6 protein-coding genes are annotated in these 12,104 nt (G+C 49.2%); 1 reads left to right on the forward strand and 5 read right to left on the reverse strand.

The genetic code is table 11. The features are described from left to right. Positions 1-58: 58 nt before the first annotated feature. The gene (locus M3661_RS08335; protein ID WP_251483637.1) at positions 59-976 is read left to right on the forward strand and encodes a serine hydrolase domain-containing protein; all 918 of its coding nucleotides are present in this window, start codon (positions 59-61) and stop codon (positions 974-976) included. A gap of 25 nt (positions 977-1,001) precedes the next feature. Here M3661_RS08335 and M3661_RS08340 read toward each other — a convergent pair whose 3' ends face one another. The 5 genes from M3661_RS08340 to pdxR all read right to left on the reverse strand — a co-directional run bounded on the left by M3661_RS08340 (position 1,002) and on the right by pdxR (position 11,763). Further along, positions 1,002-1,916 carry a type II CAAX endopeptidase family protein gene (locus tag M3661_RS08340; RefSeq protein WP_251483640.1) on the reverse strand — a complete coding sequence of 305 codons (915 nt, stop codon included), beginning with the start codon at positions 1,914-1,916 and terminating at the stop codon, positions 1,002-1,004. A 285-nt stretch (positions 1,917-2,201) separates the two neighbouring features. Further along, positions 2,202-5,303, reverse strand: a complete 3,102-nt coding sequence (locus M3661_RS08345) for an efflux RND transporter permease subunit (RefSeq protein ID WP_251483643.1) — start codon at positions 5,301-5,303, stop codon at positions 2,202-2,204. Position 5,304: 1 nt separating this feature from the next. Next, positions 5,305-6,345, reverse strand: a complete 1,041-nt coding sequence (locus M3661_RS08350; RefSeq protein WP_251483646.1) for an efflux RND transporter periplasmic adaptor subunit — start codon at positions 6,343-6,345, stop codon at positions 5,305-5,307. A 251-nt stretch (positions 6,346-6,596) separates the two neighbouring features. Then, a complete protein-coding gene (locus M3661_RS08355; RefSeq protein WP_251483648.1) occupies positions 6,597-10,124 on the reverse strand; it encodes a discoidin domain-containing protein in 3,528 nt (1,175 codons plus the stop codon). A 190-nt stretch (positions 10,125-10,314) separates the two neighbouring features. Then, complete coding sequence (gene pdxR / locus M3661_RS08360; RefSeq protein WP_251483650.1) at positions 10,315-11,763, reverse strand: MocR-like pyridoxine biosynthesis transcription factor PdxR; 1,449 nt, start codon at positions 11,761-11,763, stop codon at positions 10,315-10,317. Between the last annotated feature and the right edge of the window lie 341 nt (positions 11,764-12,104).

Raw genomic sequence — 12,104 nt, forward strand, 5'->3', positions numbered from 1 at the left:
TTGGAACGGATATAGAACATACCACTCATATACTCATATTGAGAAAGGAGTAATGGAGATGATAGAACCCTCAAGCCTGACCGAATTTGTGAATCGGATTAAGGCTGAACAATTGCAGGTCACCTCTGTGCGGGTTCGTCAGGGCGGGGAGTTGTTCGGAAAGTGGGATCAAAAAGAAGACAGCCGGCGGTTGCAGCATTCGATCAGCAAGTCGTTCACGTGCATGGCCGTGGGTCTTGCTATTGAGGAAGGCAAGCTGACCCTGGATACAACGCTAGGAGATGTGTTCCCGCAGTACGCTCATATGCACACGAAGCCCAATCCCCTGCTTCACCCCGCAGGCATCAAGCTGGGCGAGCTGCTTCGCATGTCTTCCGGTCATGACTCTCCCCCTCTCTGGGCAGAGGAACGAGCTTCGCTGCAGGAAAAGGATTGGGTTCGCTATTACATGTCTCTGCCGCTGGATAGAGTGCCAGGCGAGCGGTTCACATACAGCAGCGGAGATACATTCATGATCTCGGCAATGGTACAGGCAGCCGTCGGACTAACGGTGCACGACTACTTGCGTCCAAGGCTGTTCGTGCCGCTTGGAATTACAGAAGAGACATGGGATTCCTCGCCGCTTGGCGTAACGCTGGGCTGTGCCGGGCTGGCACTTACGAACGAAGAACTGAGCCGCTTCGGCCAGCTGCTTCTGCAGCAAGGAATGTGGAACGGTGTACAATTGATCCCTGCCGATTGGATTCAGCTTGCAACGAGCAAGCAGATCGGCAATGAAGGCAGCCGTGACTGGTGTCAAGGCTACGGCTATCAATTCTGGATGTGCTCCCACAATGCCTATCGGGCGGATGGCGCGCATGGACAGTTCTGTATGGTCATGCCCGATAAGGATGCCGTGATCGCCATCAATAGTCAGGAAGATCGGCTGCAGGATATTTTGGATGCGGTGTGGGCAGAGATTTGGCCGATGCTATAGATGCGGAATTGTTAAAAAGCCTTAGTTACATGACCTGAAGTACAAAGATGAGAAGTGACAGGAAAATCGGGATTAGCCAGCTATACCCTTTTCTACTATCCATTTGACTGGTGCTGTTGTGACTCTCCTTGCCCTGTTCTTTCTTGGCAATGATTCGCAGCAGCATATACCCTATATAAACAGCCGGAACAGACAAGGCTCCCCATCCTCCTATTATCCAATAATTCGGGGAGGCTTCGGTTGAAGTGACGCCCATAACGAGGTCTCCACCCTTCATATAGGAACCAATGACATAGGTTGTATTTGTGGCCAAGTGAATGACTATTCCCGGCCAGATCGACCGGGCATGAAGCACGATTATGGCTGAAACCCATGCAGAAAAGAACAGCTCCAGCAGCCGATACGGATTGTCGTGAAATAGAGCAAACAGGAGAGCACTCATCGCCGCTGCAAACCATTTTCCCTTTTCCTCATATCCGGTCAATAGTACACCTCTAAACAGCAACTCCTCGCATATCGGAGGAAATACTCCGATAGCCATGATGAGGATGAGCAGCGATGTGAAGTCAGCAGCTAGTGGATAATAGGACATCTGATACGAGCGACCAAGGACATTTGAAATAAGCTCTGTGACTTGATGGATGAACAGCATTGGAACTTGACTGATTCCGTAAATTAGGAGGCTTAGCAGCATCGTACTTAATGATACGTGGCGGAATTTGAATACAGCCTTCCATGACATTCGCTTGCTGCTTATAAATAAAACGGAAGGAAGTACATGCAGGCCAATCTGTGCAAACATGACATAGAGCAAGAACAGGCCCAAATTTGCGTACAATGGCTGCTTGTCAGGAAAAATAAAAGTGGACAGCATATTGCTTAATACATAAGAGACAAGGAACAGCCAGCTCGCATGTAATGCATGTATTCGTTTAGGCATCGGACCTTTTCCTTTCCAAGATATTATTTCCCATCTACACATTCATTCCATTATCCCTATCTACTTCAGCATTCTAGTAGAAGGACAGCCATGTCTATCAACCCAGAAATGAGAATAATAGGAAAATCAAGCGTAATCTGTCCGATTCAACATGTCAATTCTTTTATGTACCGGTTGGAGTTGGCTGTATATCAAAAAGAAAAAGCTCCCACAAACGACTGTATTCGTTCGTAGGAGCTTTGCTATATACCAAGATTTCTTCCATAAAACTATAGGGGATTCCAATTAATTAGATACTGTTGCTTCGCTTACGTTTTCCACTTTATTTTTGCGTGTGAACAAGCGCTTCATCCAGTTCGAGAAATCATCCAAATACGTGTACATAACTGGTACCAGCAGCAGCGTAAAGATCGTCGAACAGGACAGACCGAATATTACAACAACCGCCAACGGCGCTTGCATTTCCGCGCCTTCCCCGATGCCGAGCGCAAGCGGCAGCAAGCCGAGCACCGTTGTTAACGTCGTCATGAAGATCGGGCGAATCCGGCTCGGCGCACCTTGCATAATGGCCTCATGGCGATCCAATCCGCTGCGGCGTTGGATATTGATGTAATCCACCAATATAATCGCGTTGTTGACAACGATACCCGCGAGCATAATGACCCCGATAATCGCCGTTACGCTCAGTGGTGTGCCCGTAAGGAACAATCCGCCAATAACCCCAATGAACGTCGTCGGCATCGCGAACATAATAATGAACGGATACAGCAGCGATTCGAATTGAACCGCCATGACGACATAGACGAGGAAGATGGAGAATACGAGTGCAATTCCAAGATCCCCGAATGCTTCCACCATATCTTCACTCGCTCCGCCCATGGAGTATGAATACCCATCTGGGAAATTCATTTTCTTTAGCGATTGTTCAATGTCCTTCGATATGCTGCCCAGGTCTCTGCCCGCAATATCAGCCGTAACGTTAATTTGACGCTGCTGATTCTCGCGCTGAATCATGACAGGCCCTTGGAGCTGATTGAACTTCGCAACAGCAGACAGTGGAATTAACTGGCCATTCTGCGATTGAATCGTTAAGGCATTCAATGCAGCGATACTGTTGCGTTCTTCCTCCGGCATTATGACTCTCACATTATATTCATTGCCGTCTTCCCGATATTGGGTAGCCATCTGCCCATTCATGGCAAGCGAAATCTCGCTCAAAATTTGCTGATAGGAGATGCCATAGGAAGCGGCCAAGCTGCGATCGACAGTAATGTTCAACTCCGCATTGCCTTCCGCTGCGGAAGACTCTGCATTGTATACCCCTTGTACGTCAGAGATCATCCACACCACTTGATTCGCAACTTCCTCCAATACCTTCTGATCCTGGCCATTCAGCTTGATGTGAATCGGAGCGCCTGCACTAAAGCCTGACTCCTGAGCAGATACGGTAATGTCTGCGCCTGCAATATTGCCTGTCGCATCCGTTAATTTCTGCATCAGTTCTTTGGTCTTGATATCCCGCTCCGAAGCGCGAACGAGTTGAACGGTGAACGTAGCAGAATTCGTTCCGCCTCCGCCGAATCCTCCACCGCCGCCAATCGATTGCGAGGCCGTCTCAATGATGCCCTCATAAGGCTTGAGCAGGGCTGCCACTTCGTCAGCGGTCTTCTTCGTCTCTTCCAGACTTGTGCCGCTTGGCGTCTGAACCTTGATCTGAATTTGCCCTTGATCCCCGCCAGGCATGAATTCCATGCCAATGAACGGTACGAGGAAGAAGCTCCCTACAAGTAAAGCAATCGTGGCAAACACCGTCGTTTTACGATGTCCGAGCGCCCATTTCAATATCTTTTTATACCCTGCAACAAACCCGCCGAAGAAGCGCATATACCAGCCCTTCTTCTCCTGCTGCATGATCTTCTTCTCGGATACGATCTTTGACGCCAGCATCGGAATGAGTGTAATCGCCACAACAAGCGATGCAATAAGCGAGAAGCAGACCGTCAGTGCGAGCGGCCGGAAGATATCGGCAGTCAAGCCTTGAATGAACACGATCGGCAGGAACACGACGAGGGTTGTCATTGTTGAGGCGATTACCGCAGAAGCGAGCTCAGATGCCCCCTTCACGGCCGCCTCCTTCATGGACATGCCCTGCTGCCTGTAGGTAAATATATTTTCCAATATAACGATAGAGTTATCGACCATCATCCCGATGCCGAGCGCAAGCCCGCCCATCGAAATGATATTGAGCGTCTGCCCCGTGAAATACATGAGCGTAAACGTCGAAATAATCGCAATCGGCATGGACAGCGCGATAACGAAGGTCGAGCGTACACTGCGCAAGAAAAGCAGCAGGATCACGACAGCTAATGCACCGCCGCTCATCATATTGCCGATGACGCTGTCGATCGATTGACGAATGAAGGTCGACGTATCGGACACTTTCTTCAGTTCAATGCCTTGCGGCAATACGTCCTTCATCTTGCTAAGTCCCTTGTCGATGTTATCCGCAACCGCTACGGTATTCGCATCCGATTGCTTCTGTACCGACAGAACGAGGGCAGGGCTGCCATCTACTAACGTCAGCGAGGTTTGCTTCTTGAACGTATCCTTGACGACAGCTACATCACTAACTTGTATTTGTCCCCCACGCGGCAAATGAATGATAGTCTGCTTGATGTCATCTACGGAACCGTATTCGCCCTTCACCCGGATTTGCAGATCCTGCACACCTTTCGGTACAGAGCCCGCTGCCTGAGATTTATTTTCTGCGTTGATCGCCTGCACCACTTGAGATGGCGTAATGCCGTACCGCGACAGGCTTGCACGATTCAGCTCAACGAGTATTTCGCGTGTTTTGCCCCCAGCAACAGAGACAGATGCAACTCCACGTTCTCGTTCCAAGGATGGAATGATGGTCTTGTCCGCATATTCTTGAAGCTTCTCTGGAGATGCGCCCGTCAAGCCAAGTGTAATGATCGGCATCTGATTCGGATCGAACCGAAGCACGGTCGGATCGTTGGCATCATCGGGAAGCATTCCCTTCACTTGATCGACCTTCTCCCGGACATCGATCAGGGCGTTGTCCATATTCGTGCCGGTCTTGAATTGCAGCATGACCAGCGAGGAATTCGCCTGTGACTGAGACGATAGGGTGTCAATCCCTTGAATCGTGCTCAGAGAAGACTCCAGCGGTCTGGAGATCAGCTTCTCAATTTCCTCTGGAGCCGCTCCTTGATAGGAGGTTGCGACTACAGCAATCGGCACATCGATTTTCGGGAAAAGGTCGATTGCAAGACTGCGCAGACTGAACAAGCCCAGTGCTAGAATCGCCAGCACGAGCATCATTACGCCGATAGGACGCTTAACGGAGACGTCGATTACTTTCACGTTAGCGTGCCCCCTCGACAATTTTGACTTTATTGCCGCTTGTCAGAGTCAGTTGTCCTTTGACAACAACCTGATCATTCGGCTGAAGATTTCCCTTCACCGCCGTCAGCTTGGATTGCGCCTCAAGCACCTCTACCGCTTCCTCGACAGCTTGTCCATCGCGAATGACGAATACATGTGAGGTGCCATTCTTCTCAACGATTGCTTCTGTCGGCACGAGCAAAGCATCCTTCAGGACTTGTTGATCAACCAAGAATTTGGCCGTCATGCCTGGCTTAATCTCGTCCTTCTTGTTCTCAGCCTGTGTTTCCAGTGCATAAAATCCAGATTCGTTCGCAACAGGCGACAAAAAGGTAATGCTCGCATTCATGGTTTTGCCGAGATCCGGCAGCTCCACCTTGACTTCCTTCCGATTCTGCAGAAGCAGCATCTGATTAGCGCTCACATTTGCCGTGAATTTGATCGGGTTGGTTGACACGATCGTGAACAACGGCGAAGTGCCTGCCGCAAGCTCGCCTTGCTCGGCCGCTACACGCACCACCTGACCACTGATTGGCGCCTTGATAGACGCGTCTGCTTTACGGTTGTTCGCTTGCTGAATACGCAGCTCGGCTTGCTCGATACTGCGCTTCGCCTGATCCAATTCAAGCTCGGATGCCTGTGCATTATGCAGCGTTTTATATTGGTCCTGCGCTTGTTCCAAGCCCAGCTGCTCCAAGCGGAGCTGAATGTCGAGATCGTCTGCCTTCACGCTTGCCAGAGTCTCGCCTTTGCTGACGGTGTCACCCTTCTTCACGTTCACTCGGCTCAGTTCGCCGCTCAGCTTCGGAATCACCTCGACAGATCGGCTTGCACTCGCTGTTCCAATCATCTCATTGGTCTGATTCAGCGCCCCCTTCTGCACGGCTGCCACCTGAACAGGCGTCTCCTTCTCCTGTGCACCCTGCATTGGCTGTTCTGCCTCCGGACTTCCGCATCCTGTTGCGGCTCCGAGCATAAGCAGAATGCTCCCCATAATCAGCCAACGTCTTCTCACTGCCATAATCGTCCCACTCCCCTTTTGTCTATTATTTATGAAATAATCCCCCTAGCATTTCAGCGCAGCCTACTTACTAAAGTTCTAGTTGTATGGTTTAGACGTAAAATATCAGCTGCTCCCCTTATGATAACACGAGAATGAACCACGGGTCATTCCATAGTGTGGATAAAAATGTGAAGATTGCATGATGTTGATTTTTCAGCTGCACCAAAAAACCTCGCCTCCAGCAAGGAAGCGAGGTTTTCACCTGTCTGTTAATTCGGTTGAAGCTGCGACATGAGCGTCTTCATCTCATCAATCGGACGATTGGCATCGTATGGGTATCGGTTCAGTACTTCGAGCAGCAATTTGTACCATTTCCCCTTGTTGCCGATCTTCGCCAGCATATCATCCATGGTAGCGATCAACTGCTTGTATTCAGGAATTTGCCCTGGTGAATATACCTCAAACTCGTAGAAAGAGTTGCCGAAGACGGTTGCCCGCTGGATGCCTTGGAACTTCACGTAGCGTGCTGGCGTTGTATCAAATTCGAGAATGTCCATTTTACCCTTGGACTCGATGATTCCGCCTTCACCGGAAATATTTCTCCAGTTCGTCTTGTCATCAGATACAAGAAGCTGATACTTCTCCGCATAGGCGCCTTCCCACTTGATAATTACCTTATTGATATCCTTGACCTCTCCCAAGTCTACAAGGAACCAAGCATCATCCACATACTTGCTGGCCCAACGAGTAGACGGATTGCCATCTACAGCCTTATCCGAGGAATAGTAAGGAAACTCTGGTTCCGAAGATTCCGTAGCCTTCTGCAAAGCCAGATTTTCCGTGCTGAGCAGCTCGATTGCTTTGTTGTAGATGACCACATTATCCAACATACCCTTAAATGCGTTCGTCTCGCTTCCAATGCGAAGCGTCGGCAAGACAAGCGTATTCATCTTTGGATATTGCATTTCCAAACGTTCCACATACTCATCAATATTGACGAATAGTGATACGCCCTTGTCATCGCCCTTCAGCAAGATATGGGTCCACTTGTCTTCTGGAACGACGTAATTGAAAGTACTGTCGTAATGCTCTTTGCTGAATCCAAGCTTGCCTGTCTTGCCCTGCTTCAGCTTCAAAGTGCCAACAGGCGATTCCATCAAGACAGCGTCATCTGGATTATCCTTGTCCGGCTTGATCCACATGGACGCGGTCCAACCGAACCCAATCGCATCAACTGGCGTCTCGATGTAGCTCTTGCCGCCGTTGAAATGCGCGCCCTGTTCATATTTCCCTTCTGTAATATCCACATTGACTGCCTTGCCATCAAAGCCATTGCCTGAGCTATCCTTGAATTTCTTCTCGAACATGTACTCCATAACGAGATTTTCTGGATTGTTTACTGTTATTTTGTGGGAACGATCCGCATTCGGCGCATCACCGATCACCTTTGTACGATTGTTAAATTGCGCAAAGGATTTATCATCGCGCGTTCCCGTCCACAGCTTCTCTGCTACGACCTGTATGCCAGGCAGCAATCGGATATGCGCATCGTCCATTGACAAGCCATTCGCTTCAGATACGTCATTCCACATCGAGAACATGCCACCCTTCACGCGCGGATGGCCAAGTGGCAGCGATGTGTTCTCCCACTTGTTCGGCTCCCACTCATCGTACAGGAATTGCGAATTCAAGTAGTTTCCGTATAGGGTAGGCACAATGTACATGTATACATTCTGCGAGTTGATGACATCATAGCCGAGATCCACCGCCTGCTGTGGCGCACCGTATGGCTCATACCAGATGTCCATCGTTGCGTCATTGCTAATCGGCGTCGTTCCGGTATATTGGGTCAAGCCTCCCCACATGTGCGGGTGCTTGCCTTTGCTGTTAATATGCTTCACAAGTGTATCCATGTACCAACGGTAGCGCTCGATATCCGGACCCCAATATTCATCCGTGCCAATATGCACTTCTGGCCCGACGAATGTTGGGTCACTTCCATCTATATACTCATTGAATAAGTTCTTGATGAATTCCACGGTTTCCGGCTTAGAAATATCCAAATGGGAATCGTCTCCAAGCGCCGGGTTGTAGGTCGTGAATACGCGAGAATGTCCGGGTGTGTCGATTTCAGGGATGATATTAATGCCATAGTCCATGCCCATGAGCTGCAAATCCTTGAATTCTTGCTTCGTATAATGCCCACTGGCACTTGCAAGTCCAGGATACGTCGTGCTTTCTAAGCGGTAAGCTGCACGTGTGCCATCTGCGAATGGCTCCCCGACGTCATCATTCAAGTGAATTTGGAACATGTTCATCTTGTACCATGACAACAGCTTCACATAATCGCGAAGGAAATCAACCGTGAAGAATTTGCGGGCTACGTCGATCATGAGTCCACGCTTCTCATACTTCGGATAATCCCTTGCTTCACCTCGCGGAATCGTCAAGTCCTTATTCTGCTTAATGATTTGGAGCGCTGTTCTTGTTCCGAAGAAAGCCCCCTTAGCTGATGAAGAGGTAATGGCTACGTAATCCCCTACCTTGAATACATTTCCTTCATCGCCAAGCCATGATAATGACGGATCAATCGACAGATACAGATCCCCAGATTTCGGCGTTCCAGAGACTACCGTAAGCTGGTATCCCGTCAGATCCAATACATCTGCGCTAGTCAGCTCTGCCGCCTTACGGAGCAAAGACTCATCCTTTGGATTGACTACAATTCGCGAAGATTTCTTTAGCTTGAAATTGCCCGAATCCCCATACCATTCGCGCAGAGAAGGGATTACTTCCGGCTCCGGGTTACGATCCGATGTCTGCTTATGCAAGCCTGGAACGATTACGGGGATACTTCCTGACAGCAGCTTCCGGTCTGGATTATTCTGATCCTCCACCTGAATCATCAGATTCACCTTGGCGTCTACTAGCGGTGTACGGATGTTGCCATCACGGTCGATGACAGGAACCCTGTCGCTGCCAAATACACTGACGCTGTAGCCTTCCGGCACTCCTGCAGTGGACCAATCGAGCTTCGTCTGTCCAGCTTGCACCGTGAGCGCTGCCGTCACCTTGTCAATGACAGATTGCAAGTCATTCAATTGATACACCTCAAATTCAAAAAAGGAATAGCCATACAGTACTCCATCGACAGGAGCACGCTTTACACCTTGGAACTTCACATAACGAGCTTCGAGGGAAGGGAAATCAACCGTCTCCACACCGCCCTTACATTGGATGGAACCATCGTTGTCCTTCACATTCGTCCAGTTCTGAGCGTCATCCGATACAAGGATCTTGTATGTTTCGGCCGGTGTTTGCCAGCGGATTACGACACGATCGAAAGCTTTTTTCTCTCCAAGATCTACATAGAACCATTGATCATCTTCCTTCGCCGAAGACCATCTTGTATTCCCTTTTCCGTCTACAGCCAGCTCAGGCCCCAAATAATCTACTTCATTACCGGAGGAAAAGGCTGGCTTATGCAGAGCTAGATTCGTTCCGCTAAATGTAGCATCCGCGAGGAGACGAGCAGCTTCCTCATTGGAGTCTCCAATCGGATTCGGAAGGATATTGCCATCCTTGTCATACACGACATCTGTAACGCTCGGCGGAGTCCCATCACCCTTATCTGGTTTAGATAGGACTGGGCCTTCATCTTGATGCTCCACCTTTACATTCTCCTGCCCGTTTGGTTGAGCGTACGCCTTAGGCTGCACTACTGTAAGCGTCGAGGTCATAACAACCATCAAACTGAGCAGCATCGAAACCGCTTTCAAATACATAGATCTCTTCATTATTTCCCTCCATCTCATCTAGTTATCGGATAGCATAGTCCCTCCTTCTTCCTCCCTCCAAGCTCATCTGCGCCCAATTTCGCAAACGCTTTCTTTTCCTTTCCTCTCTATCATATTACAAAAAAATGCAACTAGAAAGGAGGAACTTTCCAATTGCATTTCTTTTTTTGAATTTCTACTCCGGTATGAATCATTTTGCTCGCTGCTGTGATGCATGAATCGCTTGAGCGAACCGCGCTATTCCTAACCCAATTTCATCCTCATGCGGTCTTGCATACGTAAACCGGACATACCCTGGTTCTGAACCGTAGACCGTACCAGGATTATAGAGAACCCCTCCCTTTATGCTTTCCTCTAGCAATTTTGCATCATGAACGGGGGTTCTCACTTTGCACCATAAGTGCAGCCCTCCTTGTGGAAGGGAGTACGCCACCTCCCCCGGAAGTTCGCGCTGCAGCGCATCTATAAGCAAGTTCCGTTTCTTGAGGAGTTCCTGCCGCAGCCGTATCAAATGGCTGTCAAAATAAGTTTCCGACAGCAAACGTGCGGCGATCCGCTGCGGCAGCACACTCATTCCGAAGTCGATTTGCTGTCGTTCAGCAGCAAGCCGCGTGATAACAGACTGCGGGGCAACCATCCATCCGATCCGCAAGCCTGACGCTACAATTTTGGATAATGAGCCAATATAAATGACGGTATTGTTTGTATCAATCGATTTCAACGTTGGCGGTGGACTGCCTGTGAAGGAAGTCAGACTGAACGGATCATCCTCCACAATGGGAATGCCTAAGCTGCCGCAAATCTCAAGCAATTGTTCCCGTCTAGAGGGGTCAAGCACACGGCCCGTTGGATTATGATAATTCGGATTCACGAATATCATCCGTATGTTGTGCTCCCGATACAAGGACAATATCCCTTCCGGACATACCCCCTTCTCGTCTACAGGCAGGCGAAACAAGCGCAAGCCCGCCGAGTGAAACATCGGCAGAGAATAATAGTAGGAAGGATCCTCTATCGCGATCGCATCCCCAGGCTGAAGCAATCGGCGAGTTATTAAATAGAGCGATTGATGAGACCCTGATGTAACGAGAATCGATGATGCTGTCGTTCGAAAGCCGCGATATTGATGTAAAGAAGTGGACAGAACCTCCCGCAGCGGCACATAGCCCTGAGGATCGTCATAGCTCATGTCCTCATGCAGCAGATGCTCGCTCAAAAGCATCCGCATCTCTTCATTTGGCGACAAATCGGGTGACAGTTCTCCGCTGGCAAAGTCTATACAGTTGCTGCCCGAATCCAGTGCGGAACGAATCAATTCGGCGTATACAGGATCAGGCTGGACTAGCTTGCAGCTATCTAAATATTGATGCCAATCTGGCGTTTGTTGAGAGTCTGCCCCCCACTTCGACTTGCTTACTCGAGTACCACTACCGACCATGCTTTCAATAATGCCTGCAGCACGCAGCTCTTCATAAGCTTGAACGATTGTGCTTCGATTTACATGTATTTGCTCGGCAAATTTGCGTTCCGATGGAAGGACGCTTCCCGGAGAAAATTCACCGTTATAAATGCTGCGCTCAATATATGCGGCAATCTGCTGATATAGTGGTTGATTGCTGGAACGATCCGGTTGCCACATGGAAATACACCTCTTGCTTTCTTGGTCTGTGATTTTTATCACATATAATTAAGTATATCATTGCTCTTCGTGATCTCGTACTGACCCTTTTCATCGAAACGTTGTCAACTCTGTGTCAGTCTCTTGAACATGGATGACCCCGCCCTGTTGAAATGGATGGCGACATCCCCTCCAGTCTGCTCTAAGATAATGCTGAACGTGAGAACTTCACTTGACTGGCTGCCAGTGCCATATGACAAGAGTATGTACGATGTGTGCAATGATGTGTGCTGCGATGTACATACAGCCTCGTCAAGCTCATAACCTAACGCTTTTCTTAACGACTGAATCTTAACGAGTGC

This window comes from Paenibacillus sp. MER 180, assembly GCF_023713665.1.
GTDB lineage: Bacteria > Bacillota > Bacilli > Paenibacillales > Paenibacillaceae > Paenibacillus_B > Paenibacillus_B suaedae.

Coding starts and splice junctions, on each gene's coding strand:
- M3661_RS08335 (WP_251483637.1), top strand. CDS start 59: ATGATAGAACCCTCAAGCCTGACCGAATTTGTGAATCGGATTAAGGCT.
- M3661_RS08340 (WP_251483640.1), bottom strand. CDS start 1,916: ATGCCTAAACGAATACATGCATTACATGCGAGCTGGCTGTTCCTTGTC.
- M3661_RS08350 (WP_251483646.1), bottom strand. CDS start 6,345: ATGGCAGTGAGAAGACGTTGGCTGATTATGGGGAGCATTCTGCTTATG.
- M3661_RS08355 (WP_251483648.1), bottom strand. CDS start 10,124: ATGAAGAGATCTATGTATTTGAAAGCGGTTTCGATGCTGCTCAGTTTG.
- pdxR (WP_251483650.1), bottom strand. CDS start 11,763: ATGTGGCAACCGGATCGTTCCAGCAATCAACCACTATATCAGCAGATT.